Origin of the sequence: Mycobacterium heidelbergense (assembly GCF_050205645.1) — a bacterium.
In the GTDB taxonomy this organism is placed as follows: domain Bacteria; phylum Actinomycetota; class Actinomycetes; order Mycobacteriales; family Mycobacteriaceae; genus Mycobacterium; species Mycobacterium heidelbergense_A.
This window is the reverse complement of record NZ_JBNMQT010000009.1, coordinates 83,673-100,483: the sequence shown is the minus strand read 5'-3', so window position 1 is coordinate 100,483 and position 16,811 is coordinate 83,673. Positions and strand designations below refer to the sequence as shown.

Genomic DNA, 16,811 nt, shown 5'->3' with positions numbered 1-16,811 from the left:
TGCGTTCAGTACTGCTCGACGATATCGACAGGTTCTTCGGTGACGACGCCGTCGACGATGCGATAGCTGCGCAGCTCGTGGTGGTCGGGGTCGCGGGTGGACATCAGCACGTAGTGCGCGTCGGGCTCCGCGGCCAGCTTCACGTCGGTGCGGCTCGGGTAGGCCTCGGTCGCGGTGTGTGAGTGATAGATGACGACCGGGACCTCGTCGGCATCGTCCATCGCCCGCCACACCTTCAGCTGTTCTTGTGAGTCGAAGCGATAAAACGTCGGCGAGCGTTCGGCGTTGACCATCGCGATGTGCCGCTCCGGACGATCGGAGCCCTCCGGGCCGGCCAGCACCCCGCACGCTTCGTCGGGATGGTCGCGACGCGCGTGCGCGACCATGGCGTCCACCAGGTCAGCACGGATCACCAGCACCTCAACCTTTCCCTTTCCCGTTGGGGCCGAACGCTCCGGGCAACATGTCGCGATAGGTGGGTATTCCGGCCACCGGCTCCGCGGCCAGCACCCCGGCCAGCACGGCGCGCGCCAGGCAATCGGCCGCGGCCGCGCCCACCTCGGTGGTCAGCGCGGTCTCCGGAGAAAACGCGGCGGGCGGTGGTTTCGAGCCGACCGCCGGCGCCACCTCGACGGCCCCGGTAGCCAGCGCGAACACGGCGTCGCCGTCCAGCGGTGTGTGTGCCGGCCGGATGGTGCGGGCCAGTCCGTCGTGGGCGGCGATCGCGACACGCTTGCAGGCCGCCGGGGTCAGCGCGGCATCGGTCGCCACGACCGCGATCGTGGTATTCAGCGGGCTCAACGGCGACGGCAGCCGCGCGAACGCGTCGATCTCCTCGGCCGGCGGTGGCCGCAGCGCGAACTCTTCGGTCAGGGCCGCCATCCACGGCAGGCCCGTGGCCCGGTCGACGACGTCGCCCGCGGAGTTCACCGCGACCAAGGCGCCGACCGTCACGCCGGACGGCAGTGTCGTCGAGGCCGTCCCGATGCCACCCTTGAGGACGCCGGCGCGCGCCCCGACGCCGGCGCCGACCGTCCCGACGAGCACCCCTTCATCGCTCGCGGCACTCGCCGCCCGATAGCCGAAGTCAGCGTCCGGCCGGCGGTCCCAGCCGCCGACCGGCAGGTCGAAGATCACCGCGGCGGGCACGATGGGCACCACGCCACCTTCCATCGCCACGCCGCGCTCGTGTTCCTCCAGCCAGCGCATGACGCCGTCGGCGGCGGCTAGGCCGTAGGCGCTGCCGCCGGCCAGTAAGACCGCGTCGACGAATCGCACGGTGTTGGCCGGATCCAGCAGATCGGTCTCGCGGGTGCCGGGCGCGCCGCCCCGGCAATCGACGGCGCCGACCGTCCCGGGCGGGGTCAGCAGGACGCTCACACCGCAGGCCCAACCGGCGCCCAAGGACGCATCGGGGTCCAGTCGCTGGTAATGGCCGACGCGGATTCCCCCGACGTCGGTGATCATTGGCGCCCCATCAGCACCAGGACCAAATATTCCTGCAAGACAGTCAGCCACTGGTAGACGTCGTAATGCGGGGCCAACGGATGGTCCGATGGCAGGCGGTCCGGGCCCTCGGGCCCGATTTCGAGCAGGACGCCCAGCGTCAGTCGAATGTCGTTGACCGCCGCGATCCACGCGTTGGCGCCGTCCTCGGTCAATTCGAACCGGCCGCCTTCGTCCGGCAGCGTGTCCAACAACTCCTGTGCGGCAACACGTTTGGCGTTGATGATCTCCGGCTCGTGCAGGCTGCGCAGCGCGGCGTTGAGGCCCTCGGACGTATCTTCCGCGGCGTCGTCCTCGTCGGATTTGTGGAAATCGGGCAGCAGTCGCCGCAATGTCGACTCCCGCGGTGGTTCGGCGTTTCCGGTCTTGATACCGGTGATCTCCTCGAGTTCGTCTGCTGGCGAGGAAGATTCGCGCTCGTCGAGCAAACCGATCATCGCGGTGACGAGGTTCTTGAGCAGGTCCGCCTCATGCGGAGCCAAGGCGGACCGAAAACGGGGACCGTTTGCGGTCTCGACGCGCTTCCATTTGCGCACGCGGAGTCCCGGGTGCCCTCAATCTCACCGGTCCTGCTGCATCGTCGCCCACAAACCGGCGGCGTGCAGTTTGGACACGTCGACTTCCATGGACTCCCGGCTGCCCGCCGACACCACCGCCTTGCCTTCGTTGTGCACCTGCAGCATCAGCTTGGTGGCATGCGGCTCGCTGTAGCCGAACAACTTCTGGAATACATACGTCACGTAGGTCATCAGGTTGACCGGGTCGTCCCACACGATGGTGACCCAGGGACTGGCCGTGACGTGGACCGGAGCGGACTCGCGTTGTCCGGTAGTGCCAGGCTTGGTGGGTGCTGACGCAACAACCATGGCCTCCACGATACCGAGACACGGCTCCCCTGCAGCCAGCCGTTACCTTTACGGAATGAACGACCCGGCCCTCGCTGGGCTGCTAACGGACAAATACGAGTTGACCATGCTGGCGGCGGCGCTGCGCGACGGCACCGCCGATCGCCGGACCACGTTCGAACTGTTCGCCCGCCGCCTGCCCGAGGGTCGGCGCTACGGCGTGGTCGCCGGCACCGGTCGGCTGCTGGAAGTGTTGCCGCAGTTCAGGTTTGACGACGGCACGTGTCAGCTGCTGGCGCAATTCCTGGACGCCGACACGCTGCGCTTTCTCCGCGATTTCCGGTTCGGCGGCGATATCGACGGTTACGCCGAAGGCGAGCTGTACTTCCCCGGTTCGCCGGTATTGTCCGTGAGCGGCAGCTTCGCCGAATGTGTGGTGCTCGAAACCCTGGCGCTGTCGATCTTCAACCACGACACCGCGATCGCATCCGCGGCCGCACGAATGGTCAGCGCCGCGCAGGACCGACCGCTGATCGAGATGGGATCACGGCGAACCCACGAACACGCCGCGGTGGCGGCGGCGCGCGCCGCCTATATCGCCGGGTTTACCGCGACGTCCAACCTGGAGGCCGAACGGCGATACGGGATCCCCACGGAGGGCACCGCCGCACACGCCTTCACGATGGTGCACACCCGCCGCGACGGGCCCGACGAAGTCGCCGCATTTCGTGCCCAGGTCGACGCCCTGGGTGCGCAAACCACGCTGCTGGTCGACACCTATGACGTGACGACCGGCGTGGCCAATGCAGTGGCCGCCGCCGGTGCCGAGCTGGGCGGGGTGCGCCTGGACGCCGGCGAGCTGGGCGTGCTGGCCCGCCAGGTGCGCGAGCAGCTCGACCAGCTGGGCGCGACCCGGACACGCATCGTGGTGTCCGGCGATCTCGACGAGTTCTCCATCGCCGCGTTGCGCGCCGAGCCGGTGGACGGCTACGGCGTCGGCACGTCACTGGTCACCGGCTCGGGCGCACCCACCGCGAGCATGGTCTACAAGTTGGTCGAAGTGGACGGCATGCCGGTCCACAAGCGCAGCGCCCACAAGGAATCCGGCGGCGGCCACAAAGCGGCACTGCGGCGCTGCCGCCCGACCGGCACGATCACCGAGGAGGTGGTGCATCCGGCCGGCAGTCCGCCCCCGGCCACCGAGCCGTTCCGGGTGCTGACCGTCCCGCTCGTGCGCGGCGGGGAGGCGGTAACCGAAACGGGCCGCGGAGCGCTGGCCGCCGCCCGGGACCTGGTGGCGTCCGGGCTGCACAGCCTGCCCTGGGAGGGGCTGAAATTGGCGCACGGCGATCCGGCGATCCCGACCGTGCGGGTCGGCTTCTGAGCCATGCCAGAAGCGTCCGTGCCCGAGTTGCTGGCCACCGCCGTGGCCGCGCTCGACGGCAGCGAACGCAGCGGCCAGCAGGAAATGGCCGGCGCCGTGGCGCGGGCCTTCGAAACCGGCGAGCACCTCGTCGTGCAGGCGGGCACCGGCACCGGCAAGTCGCTGGCGTACCTGATTCCCGCGATCGTCCACGCCATCACCGAAGAGGCGCCGGTCGTGGTTTCGACGGCGACCATTGCCCTGCAGCGTCAACTCGTCGATCGCGACCTGCCACGCCTGGCCGACTCGCTCGCCGACTCACTGCCCCGCCGACCGCGGTTCGCCTTGCTCAAGGGACGGCGGAATTACCTATGTCTCAACAAGATTCACAACGGCGGCGCCGCCGATACCGATGCGGATGCCGAGCGGCCGCAGGACGAACTCTTCGACGCGATGGCGGCCACCGCGCTAGGCCGCGACGTGCAGCGGCTCACCGCCTGGGCCTCGACGACCGACACCGGCGACCGCGACGACCTCAAACCCGGTGTGCCGGAACGATCCTGGTCGCAGGTCAGCGTTTCCGCGCGGGAATGCCTCGGCGTGGCCCGCTGCCCGTTCGGCACCGAGTGCTTTTCGGAACGGGCGCGCGGGACGGCCGGCCGGGCCGACGTCGTCGTCACCAACCACGCCTTGCTGGCCATCGATGCGGTTGCCGAGTCGGCGGTGCTGCCCGAGCACACGCTGTTGGTGGTCGACGAGGCGCACGAGCTGGTCGACCGGGTGACGTCGGTGGCCACCGCGGAGCTGACACCGACCACGCTCGGTGTTGCATCCCGGCGGATTACCCGGCTGGTGGATCCCGAGATAACCCAGCGGCTGGAGGCGGCATCGGCCAACTTCGGGGCCGCGATCCACGACGCGACACCGGGCCGCATCGACCATCTGGACGACGAGATGGCGACCTATCTGGCCGCGCTGCGCGACGGCGCCAGTGCGGCACGCTCGGCGATCGACACCACCAGCGACGCCAAGGCCGCCGCCGCGCGCGCCGAAGCCGTTGCGGCGCTGAGCGAAATATCCGATACGGCGTCGCGCGTCCTGTCCTCCTTTGTTCCTACGATCCCCGATCGCACGGACGTGGTCTGGCTGGATCACGAGGACAATCGGGGTTCGCCGCGCCCGGTGCTGCGGGTCGCGCCGCTGTCGGTCGCCGCGTTGCTTCGCGATCGGGTGTTCGCGCGGGCCACGACCGTGTTGACGTCGGCGACCCTGACGGTTGGCGGATCCTTCGACGCGATGGCGACCGCGTGGGGGCTGGCCGGACCGGACTCCGCTGAATACCCGCCCTGGCGCGGCCTCGACGTCGGATCGCCTTTCCACCACGCCAAGGCGGGCATCCTCTACGTCGCGGCCCATCTGCCACCGCCGGGCCGTGACGGCACCGGTTCGGCCGAGCAGCTGACCGAGATCGCCGAGCTCATCACCGCCGCCGGCGGGCGCACGCTGGGATTGTTCTCATCGATGCGCGCGGCCCGGGCCGCCGCCGAGGCCATGCGCGAACGGCTGCCGACCCCGGTCCTGTGCCAGGGCGACGACAGCACGTCCGCGCTCGTCGAGCAATTCAGCGCCGACGCCGAGACCTCGCTGTTCGGCACGCTGTCGCTGTGGCAGGGCGTCGACGTGCCCGGCCGCTCGCTGTCGCTGGTGATGATCGACCGCATCCCGTTCCCCCGGCCCGACGATCCACTGCTGGGCGCTCGCCAGCGCGCGGTCGCCGCGCGCGGCGGCAATGGCTTCATGGCCGTCGCCGCCAGCCACGCGGCGCTGCTGCTCGCGCAGGGGTCGGGACGGCTGTTGCGCCGCGTCACCGATCGCGGCGTGGTCGCGGTGCTCGACTCGCGGATGGCCACGGCCCGCTACGGCGGTTACCTGCGCGCCTCGCTGCCGCCGTTTTGGCAGACCACCGACGCCGCGCAGGTCCGTGCTGCGCTGGAGCGGCTGCGCACCGCCGAGCCGGCTAACGGGCCAGTGTGACCAGGCCGAGCTCGTTGCCGGCGGCCAGCATCGGATGATTGGGCAGCACTCGCACCGTGTATCCCACCGCGCCGGCCAGCGGCAGCGTCATCGTGGTCGAGAAGACCTGGTTGCCCCCTTCGGCGGTGCCCGTATACGACATCTCGACGGTCAGCGGGTCCTGCAACGCGTCGCCGGCGTCCACCCTGCCCACCAGTGCCTGGACGGTGACCTCGTCGGGTGCCAGCCCGGCCAGTTGCAGGGTCGCGGTCAGGGTCAGCTTCGAGCCCAGCACCGGAGTATCGGGCAACCCGGTGCTGTCGACGTCGGTGATGTCGATCTTGGGCCAGGCCTCTTCGGCGCGCCTGCGGTAGGCGGCCAGCTCACGGGCGACGCCGAACTCGCCGGCGCTCTCGTCGCCCTCGATGGGCGCGACAGTCCTTCGCCACGACTGCGCGGCCGGCGTGTAGTAGTTCTCGACGTAGTCGCGCACCATCCGCGACGCCAGCACTTTCGGGCCCAGCGTCTGCAAGGTGTGGCGTACCATTTCGATCCAGCGCGGCGGCACTCCATGTTCGTCGCGCTCGTAGAACTTCGGTGCCACCGCCTGCTCCAGCAGGTTGTAGAGCGCGCTGGACTCCAGGTCGTCGCGACGGGCCTCGTCGGCCAGGCCGTCGGCAGACGGTATCTCCCAACCGTTTTCGCCGTCGTACCATTCGTCCCACCAGCCGTCGCGGATGGACAGGTTCAACCCGCCGTTGAGCGCGCTCTTCATGCCCGAGGTGCCGCAGGCTTCCAGGGGCCGCAGCGGGTTGTTCAACCAGACGTCGCAGCCCCAGTACAACAGCCGGGCCATCGACATGTCGTAGTCGGGCAAAAACGCGATGCGGTGACGCACCTCGGGCCGGTCGGCGAAGCGCACCACCTGCTGGATCAACGCCTTGCCCCCGTCGTCGGCCGGGTGCGACTTGCCGGCGACGATCAACTGAATCGGTCGTTGTTCGTCGAGCAACAACTGTTCAAGTCGGTCCGGATCGCGCAGCATCAGCGTCAGCCGTTTGTACGTCGGCACCCGCCGGGCGAACCCGATGGTGAGCACGTCGGGATCGAATGCGGTTGCGATCCAGCTCAATTCGGCATCCGAGGCGCCGCGTTCCAGCCACGAACGGCGCAGCCGCGCCCGGACATCCTGGACCAGCAGCGCCCGTAGTTGCGACCGGATCCACCACAGATGACCGGGGTCGACCTCCTGCAGGCGCAGCCAGACACCGGGGTCACTGAACGAGTTCGACCCAGCCAGCTCGCGGCCCAGCTGCAACCACTGCGGCGCCGCCCAGGTGCGCGCGTGCACGCCGTTGGTGATCGACCCGATGGGCACCTCGCCGGGGTCGAATCCGGCCCACAGTTCGTTGAACATGGCCCGGCTCACCCGACCGTGCAGCAACGAGACACCGTTGGCGCGCTGAGCAAGTCGCAGACCCATGTGGGCCATGTTGAACTTCTCCGGGTCGTCTTCGGCGCCGAGCGCGATGATCCGCGCCGTCGGCACGCCGGGCAGCAACATGGGCGCGCTCGGGCCCCGCTTCTTATCGGGTTCGTCGTCGAGATGGTCGTCGAAGTAGAGCCGCACCATCTCGACGGGGAAGCGGTCGATTCCCGCGGGCACCGGGGTGTGCGTGGTGAACACGGTGCTGGATCGCACGACGGCCAACGCGGTATCGAAATCCAATCCCGAATCGGTGATCAGCTCGCGGATGCGTTCGGCTCCGAGGAATCCCGCATGGCCCTCGTTCATGTGAAAGACCTCGGGGGCGGGCAGCCCTTCGATGGCAGTGAACGCGCGGATCGCCCGGACGCCGCCGATACCGGCCAGGATCTCCTGCCGCATCCGGTGTTCCTGATCGCCGCCGTACAGGCGATCGGTGACGCTGCGCAGTTCGTGCTCGTTCTCGGGCACGTCGGAATCCAGCAACAGCAGCGGAACGCGGCCCACCTGAGCGACCCACACCCGGGCCCGCAGCTGCGCGGAGTCGGGCAGGCTCAGCTCGACCAGCACGGGATCACCGGCGGCGTCGGTCAGCAGCCGCAACGGGAGGCCCTGCGGGTCCAGTGACGGGTAGGTCTCGTTCTGCCAGCCGTCGGCCGTCAGCGACTGCCGGAAGTAGCCGGAGCGGTAGTAAAGGCCCACCGCGATCAGCGGCACGCCGAGATCCGAGGCGGACTTCAGGTGGTCACCGGCGAGGATGCCCAGGCCGCCGGAGTAATTGGGCAGCACCTCGGCCACGCCGAACTCCATCGAGAAGTAGGCGACGGCAGCCGGCATTGCGGCCCCGGCCTGCTGATGTTGCTGATACCACAGCGGACGGCTCAGGTAGTCGTTCAGCTCGGCGGCGAGTTCGTCGAGCCGGGACAGGAACCCCTCGTCGAGCGCCAACTCGTCGAGGCGGGCCGGCTTGACGGCGCCCAGCAGCGCAACCGGGTCTCGACCGCAGCGCTCCCACAACGTCGGCTCGATGGTTGCGAAGAGATCCTGCGTCGGCTTGTCCCACGACCACCGCAGGTTGTTCGACAGCTGGTCCAGCGCAGCGAGGCGCTCGGGTAGGTGAGCACGGACGGTAAAGCGGCGGAGGGCTTTCACGCGTCTCTACCTTACTGAGGAATCGCCCGCGTGCACGGGGAGCTCAGCCTCCGCTTTTGGCCCGTGTGTGTGGCCGGACACTAGGGTGGGTATCGGGTAGTTATTGGGCAGCAAAGATGCTTCCCGAGCAGAGAACCATCCCCACTGGAGAGAGTTTTTCGACGATAGGCATTCCGCGACGCAGCACTCCGCGGTCTGGCCGCACACAATCGGAACGGAGTGGTGGTGCCCGGTCGTGTCGAGATCGATAACGTCCAGCCCGTCGTTTCCTGCGGCGCCTACCCCGCCAAAGCCGTGGTCGGTGAGATGGTCCCGGTCAGCGCGACGGTGTGGCGTGAGGGCCATGAGGCCGTCGCGGCGACACTGGTGGTGCGATACCTGGGGCCGCGGTATCCGCAGGTAGCGGAGACCCGCCGGATCAAGGCGGTCCAGGCCCCGGAACGGCCGGTGTCGGCGGGCCGAGACTTAGGGGCCAAGGCGACCGAACGCGTCAAGCCGCTGCAGCTTCGGATGACGATGGGCCAGGAACCGTACGTTTTCCACGGCCAATTCACCCCCGACCGGGTCGGCTTATGGACGTTCCGCATCGACGGGTGGGGAGATCCGATCCACACCTGGCGGCACGGGCTTGTCGCCAAGCTGGACGCCGGCCAGGGCGAGATCGAACTGTCCAACGATTTGTTGATCGGTGCCGCGCTGTTCGAGCGCGCCGCGACCGGGGTGCCGCGCGCGGGCCGCGATCCCCTGCTGGCCGCCGCCAAGGCGTTGCGGACCCGCGGGGACGCGGTGACGCGCACGGCGCTGGCTCTGTCGCCCGAGATCGATGAACTTCTGACCAACTATCCGTTGCGCGACATCGTCACCCGGGGCGAGCAATTCGGGATCTGGGTGGATCGGCCGCTGGCCCGCTTCGGCTCGTGGTACGAGATGTTTCCGCGCTCGACCGGCGGCCGGGACGCCGCCGGCAAACCGGTACACGGCACCTTCGCCACGGCGGCCGCGGAGCTACCCCGCATCGCCGAGATGGGTTTCGACGTCGTCTACCTGCCGCCGATCCACCCGATCGGCAAGGTACATCGCAAGGGCCGCAACAACTCCCCGACCGCCGCCCGCGGTGACGTGGGATCGCCATGGGCGATCGGCAGCGACGAGGGTGGCCACGATGCCATTCACCCCCAGTTGGGCACCATCGACGACTTCGACGATTTCGTCGCCGCCGCACGCGATCTCGGCATGGAGGTGGCCCTGGATCTGGCGCTGCAGTGCGCACCGGACCACCCGTGGGCCCGCGATCATCGGCAGTGGTTCACCGAATTGCCGGACGGCACCATCGCCTACGCGGAGAACCCCCCGAAGAAGTACCAGGACATTTATCCGCTCAACTTCGACAACGACCCCGCCGGCCTCTACGACGAGGTGCTACGCGTGGTCCGGCATTGGATCGACCACGGCGTCAAGTTCTTTCGAGTCGACAACCCGCACACCAAGCCGCCCGACTTCTGGGCCTGGCTGATCGGCCAGGTCAAGGACACCGACCCCGACGTGCTGTTCCTATCGGAGGCTTTCACCCCGCCGGCCCGCCAGTACGGGCTGGCCAAGCTCGGCTTCACGCAGTCCTACAGCTACTTCACCTGGCGCACCGCGAAATGGGAACTCACCGAATTCGGCGACGACATTGCCGCACTCGCCGACTTCCGCCGCCCGAACCTGTTCGTCAACACCCCCGACATCCTGCACGCCATCCTGCAGCACAACGGCCCCGGCATGTTCGCCATCCGCGCGGTGCTGGCGGCGACCATGAGCCCGGCCTGGGGCGTGTACTCCGGTTACGAGCTGTTCGAACACCGCGCGGTGCGGGAAGGCAGCGAGGAGTACCTGAATTCGGAGAAATACGAATTGCGCCCCCGCGACTACGCCGGCGCGCTCGCCGAAGGCAAATCACTCGAGCCACTCATCAAGCAGCTCAACGCGATTCGGCGGCTGCATCCCGCGCTGCAGCAGTTGCGCACCATCCACTTCCACGGCGTGGACAACGACGCGTTGATGGCCTACAGCAAGTTCGACCCGGCCACCGGAGATTGCGTGCTCGTCGTGGTGACCCTCAACGCGTTCGGGCCCGAGGAGGCCACGCTGTGGTTAGACATGGCCGCATTGGGTATGGAACCTTACGAACGTTTTTGGGTACGCGACGAGTTAACAGGCCAAGAATTCCAATGGGGGCAAGCGAATTACGTTCGTATCGACCCCGCCGCGGCGGTCGCACACATCATCAACATGCCGCTCATACCGTATGAATCCCGAATCACGTTGCTACGCAGGAGGTGAGCGGACGTGAGCCGAGCTGACCAACTAGCCGGGGCGCACCTAGCGCCAGACCCCGCCGATCTGACCAGCCTGGTGTCGGGGGCGCACTACAATCCGCACGGCATCCTGGGCGCCCACGAGTACGGCGACCACACCGTCATCCGGGCGTTCCGTCCGCATGCGGCCGAAGTCGTCGCGATCGTCGGCGACGACCGATTCCCGATGCGTCATATCGATTCGGGCCTGTTCGCCGTGGCGCTGCCGTTCGTCGACCTGATCGACTACCGACTACAGATCAGCTATGAGGGTTCCGCCCCGTACACGGTCGCCGACGCCTACCGATTCCTGCCCACCCTGGGCGAAATCGACCTGCATCTGTTCGCCGAAGGCCGACACGAGCGGCTCTGGGAAGTGCTTGGCGCCCACCCCCGCTCGTTCACCACGGCCGACGGTGTCGTCAATGGGGTGTCGTTCGCCGTGTGGGCGCCCAACGCCAAGGGCGTCAGCCTGATCGGCGAGTTCAACGGCTGGACCGGCACCGACGCCCCCATGCGGGTGCTGGGCTCGTCCGGAGTGTGGGAGCTGTTCTGGCCCGGGTTCCCCGTCGACGGTTTGTACAAGTTCCGCGTGTACGGCGCCGACGGAGTCGTCACCGAGCGAGCCGATCCGTTCGCTTTCGCCACCGAGGTGCCGCCGCACACCGCATCGCGTGTGACGGTCAGCCAGTACCAGTGGGCCGACGACGAGTGGGTGGACCGGCGCGCGCGGCGCAACCCGGTATTCGAGCCGATGAGCACTTACGAGGTCCATCTTGGCTCGTGGCGTCCCGGGCTCAGCTATCGCCAGCTGGCCCGTGAGCTGACGGATTACGTTGTGGAACATGGGTTTACCCACGTGGAGCTGCTCCCGGTGGCCGAGCACCCGTTCGCCGGATCCTGGGGATATCAAGTCACCTCGTATTACGCGCCGACATCGCGATTCGGAACACCCGACGATTTCCGGGCCCTGGTCGACGCCCTGCACCAAGCCGGCATCGGCGTCATCGTTGACTGGGTGCCGGCGCACTTCCCCAAGGACGCGTGGGCGCTCGGACGGTTCGACGGCACCCCGTTGTACGAGCATTCCGATCCCAAACGCGGAGAGCAACTCGACTGGGGCACTTACGTGTTCGACTTCGGCCGTCGGGAGGTTCGGAACTTCCTGGTGGCCAACGCGTTGTACTGGCTCGAAGAATTCCACATCGACGGCTTACGCGTGGACGCGGTCGCGTCGATGCTGTACCTGGATTACTCGCGTCCGGAGGGCGGCTGGACCCCCAACATCTACGGCGGGCGGGAGAACCTGGAGGCGGTGCAGTTCCTGCAGGAGATGAACGCCACGGCGCACAAGGCCGCACCGGGCATCGTCACGATCGCAGAGGAATCGACCTCCTGGCCAGGGGTGACGCGCCCGACCAGCCTTGGCGGCCTGGGCTTTTCGATGAAGTGGAACATGGGCTGGATGCACGACACGCTGGACTACATCAGCCACGATCCGGTGCACCGCAGCTACCACCACGGCGAGATGACGTTCTCGATGCTCTACGCGTTCAGCGAGAACTATGTGCTGCCGCTCAGCCACGACGAGGTGGTGCACGGCAAGGGCACATTGTGGGGGCGGATGCCGGGCAACAACCACGTCAAGGCCGCCGGCCTGCGCAGCCTGCTGGCCTACCAGTGGGCGCATCCGGGAAAGCAGTTGCTGTTCATGGGGCAGGAATTCGGGCAGCGCGCCGAGTGGTCCGAGCAGAACGGCCTGGACTGGTGGCAGCTGGACGAGGTGGGTTTCTCCAACGGCGTTCTGCGCCTGGTGGGTGATATCAACGACATCTACCGCACCCATCCGGCGCTGTGGAGCCAGGACACCACCCCCGAGGGGTACTCCTGGATCGACGCGAACGATTCGGCCAACAACGTGTTGAGTTTCCTGCGGTACGGCAACGACGGTTCCGTAATGGCCTGCGTGTTCAACTTCGCGGGATCAGAGCACAGCGGCTACCGGCTGGGGCTGCCCAGCGCGGGCCGCTGGCGCGAGGTACTCAATACCGACGCGACTGTCTACAACGGCTCGGGGATCGGCAATCTCGGTGGCGTCGACGCCACCGAGGACCCGTGGCATGGCCGTCCGGCCTCGGCGGTGCTGGTGTTGCCGCCCACGTCGGCGTTGTGGCTGGAGCCCGAGTAGTTACGCGGCGCCCCAACGGCTCTCAGTAAAGAGCGTTGGCGAGGTTGCGCCGGCCCGCGACCACCTCGGGGTCGGCCGGATCGAAGAGTTCGAACAGCTCGATCAGGCGGGTACGCACCCTGGTGCGCTCGTCGCCGGATGTGCTGCGCACCAACGCGATCAGGCGCGCGAACGCCGCACCGACATCCTGGTTGAGCAGTTGCACGTCGGCGGCCGCGAACGCCGCGTCGACATCGTCCGGCGCGGCGTCGGCGACGGCGACGGCGTCCGGACGCTGCGCCGTTGCGCGAGTGAGGAAGTCGATCTGCCGGATCGCGGCCTTCGCCTCGACGCTGCCGGGATTTGCCTCCAGCAGGGCTTCATACGACGTCTTCGCGGCCTCGAAGTCGCCGGCCTCGAGATGCTGGCGGGCCGCCGCCAGCTCGGGATCGACTTCCGCGGGCCCCTCGGAACCGCTGGGGCCCTTGAGCTTGCCGGCCGTCGCCGACAGTATCGAGTCCAGCCACCGACGCAACTGATCGGCGGGTTGCACACCCTGAAAGCTGGAGATCGGCTGCCCCGCAGCCAAAGCCACCACCGTGGGGACGGCCTCGACACCGAATATCTGCGCCACCCGGGGCGCCACGTCGACGTTGACCGTCGCCAGCGACCACGTGCCGCCGTCCTCGGAAGCAAGGCCACCCAGCGTGTCGACCAGCTGGACGCAGGCGTCGCTGCGCGGTGACCACAGCGCCACTACCACGGGAACTTCGTCGGAGCGGATCAGGACTTCGTTCTCGAAGTTGGCCTCGGTGACCTCGGTGGCGCCGGGCGCCGGCGCAGCCGTCGGCCCGGTCGCCGAGGCGTTCTGTTGAGCCCGCTGCTTGAGGCCGGACAGATCGACTGCACCGCTCAAAGCAGGTCCGATCGAGGGTCGCGGACGAGTCACGCCGTCAAGTCTGTCATGCGCGTCGGCTACCGATCCACCCGGTGGCCGCGGCGCTCATGCAGTGCTCATGCCGGGGCAAAACCGGCCGAAATCGGCGCCCGAAAGGCCCGCGAGCGGCCCATATGACGAAAATCACACCCCACCGGGCCCCGGCAGGTCCCAGCAACGCCGTCCGGTCCAGCTAACCGGCCCGCAGAATCAGCGCGTCGCCCTGGCCACCGGCCCCGCAGAGCGCCGCCACGCCGTAGCCGGAGCCGCGGCGCGCCAGTTCCAGCGCCGCGTGCAGGGTGATCCGGGCGCCCGACATCCCGATCGGATGCCCGACGGCGATCGCGCCGCCGTTGACGTTGACGATGTCGGGATTCACGCCGAGCTCGCGCGTCGAGGCCAGCGCCACCGCCGAGAACGCCTCGTTGATCTCCACCACGTCGAGCTGATCAACGGAGATGCCCTCCCGGGCGAGTGCCTTCTTGATCGCGTTGGCCGGCTGCGACTGCAACGTCGAATCGGGCCCCGCGACGACACCGTGCGCACCGATCTCCACCAGCCAGGTGAGCCCCAGCTGCTGCGCTTTGTCCTTGTTCATCACCACCACCGCGGCCGCGCCGTCGGAGATCTGCGACGCCGAACCGGCGGTGATGGTGCCGTCGCTGCGAAACGCCGGTTTCAGACCGGCCAAAGACTCGGCGGTGGTGTTTGCGCGGATCCCCTCGTCCTCGGTGAACTGCAACGGATCACCCTTGCGCTGCGGAATGTTCACCGGCACAACTTCGTCGGTGAAGACGCCGTCCTTCCACGCGGCGGCCGCCTTTTGATGCGACCGCGCAGCGAACTCGTCCTGTTCGGCGCGGGTGAACTTGTCGACGTCGTTGCGCTGCTCGGTGAGCGCGCCCATCGGCTGGTCGGTGAACACGTCGTGCAGGCCGTCGTAGGCCATGTGGTCCAGCACCGTCACGTCGCCGTACTTGTAGCCGGAGCGGCTGTCCATCAGCAGGTGCGGGGCCTTCGTCATGGACTCCTGGCCGCCGGCCACCACCACGTCGAACTCGCCGGCACGAATGAGCTGGTCAGCCAGCGCGATGGCGTCGATACCGGACAGGCACATCTTGTTGATGGTCAGCGCCGGAACGTCCCAGCCGATGCCGGCCGCCACCGCGGCCTGCCGGGCGGGCATCTGGCCGGCCCCGGCCGTCAACACCTGGCCCATGATCACGTACTCGACCGCCGAAGCGTCCACGTTGGCCTTCTCCAGCGCGCCGGCGATCGCGATGGCCCCAAGATCACTGGCCGAGAAATCCTTCAGCGAACCCATCAACTTGCCAATGGGTGTCCGCGCTCCAGCAACTATCACCGACGTCGTCATGAGTACCTCCTGGGCGTGCACCGACGGCCGTTTCCGCTACCTGGAGAAGCGGAATCTTTGCCGCCACGTTACCGTGGTGTGATGACGACCGATCAAGTTGACGCCCGCCACCTCCTGGCAACGTCCTTGGTGACCGGCCTGGATCATGTCGGCATTGCGGTCGCCGACCTAGACGCCGCAATCACCTGGTACCACGACCACCTCGGCATGATCCTGGTGCACGAGGAAGTCAACGACGACCAGGGCATCCGCGAGGCGATGCTGGCCGTCCCCGGCACTAGCGCGCAGCTCCAGTTGATGGCCCCGCTCGACGACTCGTCGACGATCGCGAAGTTCATGGAAAAGCGCGGACCGGGCATCCAGCAGATGGCCGTTCGGGTGAGCGATCTGGACACCATCTGCGAGCAGCTGCGCGAGCAGGGCGTGCGACTCGTCTACGAGGCGGCCCGGCGCGGCACAGCAAACTCGCGGATCAACTTCATCCACCCCAAGGACGCCGGCGGCGTCCTGATCGAGTTGGTGGAGCCGGCTTCCTAAAGCCCCGGCTTGCGCTGAGCGTGCGGCCAGCCACACGTTCGGTCTTCAGTGTGCGGCTAGCCGCACGTTCGCGAATTTGTGCGACCGCAATTAAGACCATCGTCGGGTAGGACCGCGGGTCGCGCGGTTGGCCCAACACGACGTGTGCCAATGTCGTCGATCGTCCACGCCCGCGTGCGAATCAGCCGGCCAAACCACCAGATGTGCTGTGCCGGAACGTATTTCGTGGTCGCAACCGGGACACCGATAGGTCTTGACAGCGCGGGCGGCCGCGACGGGCCGCACGTCGTATTCGTCGCCGTCGGGCCCCGTTTCGACTCGGCGAAAGACCGCGCCTACGGATCGCCCACGCGGCGGTGTGCGGCGTCGAGCCATGCCGTCAGTCTAGTCAACGTCAGAACAGCCGGTACTCGTCGTTGTCCATCCCGCGCATCTTGTCGTAATCCAGTGTTATGCAACGGATTCCGCGATCGGTGGCCAGCGTGCGCGCCTGCGGCTTGATCTGCTGAGCGGCGAACACCCCTTTCACCGGCGCCAGCAGGCTGTCACGATTGAGCAATTCGAGATAGCGGGTCAGCTGCTCCACCCCGTCAATCTCCCCGCGCCGCTTGATTTCCACCGCGACCGAGCCACCGAGCTCGTCGCGGCACAGCAGATCGACGGGGCCGATCGCCGTCATGTACTCGCGGCGGACCAACGTGTATCCCTCGCCCAGCAGTTGAACATGCTCGGCGAGCAGCGCCTGTAGGTGAGCCTCGACGCCGTCCTTCACCAGACCGGGGTCCACGCCGAGGTCGTGGCTGGAATCATGCTCGATCTGCTCGACGGTGATGCGCAGCTGCTCGCCCGCCTTGTTCTCCACCACCCACACCGGCACCTCGCCGCTGGCGTCTTCGCTCAACCAGCACGGCGGGCTCATCCAGTTCAGCGGCTTGTAGGCGCGGTCATCGGCATGAACGCTGACCGACCCGTCGGCCTTGAACAGCAGCAATCTGCGCGCGGATGGCAGATGCGCGGTGAGTCGGCCGACGTAGTCGACAGTGCATTGGGCGATGACGAGGCGCACCCGACTCACCTTAGAGCGCGGCAGA

The 16,811-nt window shown here is 67.8% G+C and carries 14 protein-coding genes; 5 read left to right on the top strand and 9 right to left on the bottom strand.

Annotated features, from left to right (window positions below; genetic code table 11):
* Nucleotides 1-5 precede the first annotated feature (5 nt).
* The 4 genes from ACQI5H_RS12505 to clpS are packed head-to-tail and all read right to left on the bottom strand — an operon-like array spanning nt 6 to nt 2,372.
* The gene (locus ACQI5H_RS12505) at nt 6-473 is read right to left on the bottom strand and encodes a Mov34/MPN/PAD-1 family protein (RefSeq protein ID WP_427079806.1); all 468 of its coding nucleotides are present in this window, start codon (nt 471-473) and stop codon (nt 6-8) included.
* Entirely contained in the window at nt 421-1,467 is a 1,047-nt protein-coding gene (locus tag ACQI5H_RS12500; RefSeq protein WP_427079679.1) for a P1 family peptidase, read from the bottom strand. The genes ACQI5H_RS12505 and ACQI5H_RS12500 overlap by 53 nt, the downstream gene beginning before the upstream one ends.
* Complete coding sequence (locus ACQI5H_RS12495) at nt 1,464-2,042, bottom strand: DUF2017 domain-containing protein (RefSeq protein WP_427079678.1); 579 nt, start codon at nt 2,040-2,042, stop codon at nt 1,464-1,466. The genes ACQI5H_RS12500 and ACQI5H_RS12495 overlap by 4 nt, the downstream gene beginning before the upstream one ends.
* 24 nt (nt 2,043-2,066) lie before the next feature.
* Entirely contained in the window at nt 2,067-2,372 is a 306-nt protein-coding gene (gene clpS, locus ACQI5H_RS12490; protein ID WP_076127052.1) for an ATP-dependent Clp protease adapter ClpS, read from the bottom strand.
* Here clpS and ACQI5H_RS12485 point away from each other — a divergent pair.
* A complete protein-coding gene (locus tag ACQI5H_RS12485; RefSeq protein ID WP_427079677.1) occupies nt 2,371-3,735 on the top strand; it encodes a nicotinate phosphoribosyltransferase in 1,365 nt (454 codons plus the stop codon). The genes clpS and ACQI5H_RS12485 overlap by 2 nt on opposite strands.
* Nucleotides 3,736-3,738: 3 nt before the next feature.
* Nucleotides 3,739-5,748, top strand: coding sequence for an ATP-dependent DNA helicase (locus ACQI5H_RS12480; protein ID WP_427079676.1), 2,010 nt, complete (start codon nt 3,739-3,741; stop codon nt 5,746-5,748).
* Here the strand turns inward: ACQI5H_RS12480 and glgP are convergent.
* Nucleotides 5,732-8,365, bottom strand: a complete 2,634-nt coding sequence (gene glgP / locus ACQI5H_RS12475; protein WP_427079675.1) for an alpha-glucan family phosphorylase — start codon at nt 8,363-8,365, stop codon at nt 5,732-5,734. The two genes, ACQI5H_RS12480 and glgP, sit on opposite strands and share 17 nt — an antisense overlap.
* Nucleotides 8,366-8,590: 225 nt before the next feature.
* Between glgP and ACQI5H_RS12470 the strand changes: the two genes are divergently transcribed.
* Together ACQI5H_RS12470 and glgB are read left to right on the top strand one after the other, a co-directional pair.
* Complete coding sequence (locus tag ACQI5H_RS12470) at nt 8,591-10,690, top strand: alpha-1,4-glucan--maltose-1-phosphate maltosyltransferase (protein ID WP_427079674.1); 2,100 nt, start codon at nt 8,591-8,593, stop codon at nt 10,688-10,690.
* A gap of 6 nt (nt 10,691-10,696) precedes the next feature.
* A complete protein-coding gene (glgB, locus tag ACQI5H_RS12465; RefSeq protein WP_427079673.1) occupies nt 10,697-12,892 on the top strand; it encodes a 1,4-alpha-glucan branching protein GlgB in 2,196 nt (731 codons plus the stop codon).
* Nucleotides 12,893-12,914: 22 nt separating this feature from the next.
* Here glgB and ACQI5H_RS12460 read toward each other — a convergent pair whose 3' ends face one another.
* Nucleotides 12,915-13,820, bottom strand: a complete 906-nt coding sequence (locus ACQI5H_RS12460; RefSeq protein ID WP_427079672.1) for a tetratricopeptide repeat protein — start codon at nt 13,818-13,820, stop codon at nt 12,915-12,917.
* Between the two features lie 181 nt (nt 13,821-14,001).
* The gene (locus tag ACQI5H_RS12455) at nt 14,002-15,183 is read right to left on the bottom strand and encodes an acetyl-CoA C-acetyltransferase (protein ID WP_427079671.1); all 1,182 of its coding nucleotides are present in this window, start codon (nt 15,181-15,183) and stop codon (nt 14,002-14,004) included.
* A gap of 78 nt (nt 15,184-15,261) precedes the next feature.
* Here ACQI5H_RS12455 and mce point away from each other — a divergent pair, with 78 nt between their 5' ends.
* Nucleotides 15,262-15,720 (top strand): methylmalonyl-CoA epimerase, encoded by a 459-nt coding sequence (gene mce, locus ACQI5H_RS12450; RefSeq protein ID WP_427079670.1) that lies wholly within the window; start codon nt 15,262-15,264, stop codon nt 15,718-15,720.
* A 90-nt stretch (nt 15,721-15,810) separates the two neighbouring features.
* Here the strand turns inward: mce and ACQI5H_RS12445 are convergent, their stop codons facing one another.
* Together ACQI5H_RS12445 and nucS are read right to left on the bottom strand one after the other, a co-directional pair.
* Nucleotides 15,811-16,095, bottom strand: coding sequence for a hypothetical protein (locus ACQI5H_RS12445; protein WP_427079669.1), 285 nt, complete (start codon nt 16,093-16,095; stop codon nt 15,811-15,813).
* A gap of 19 nt (nt 16,096-16,114) precedes the next feature.
* The gene (nucS, locus tag ACQI5H_RS12440) at nt 16,115-16,786 is read right to left on the bottom strand and encodes an endonuclease NucS (protein WP_427079668.1); all 672 of its coding nucleotides are present in this window, start codon (nt 16,784-16,786) and stop codon (nt 16,115-16,117) included.
* Nucleotides 16,787-16,811 lie beyond the last annotated feature (25 nt).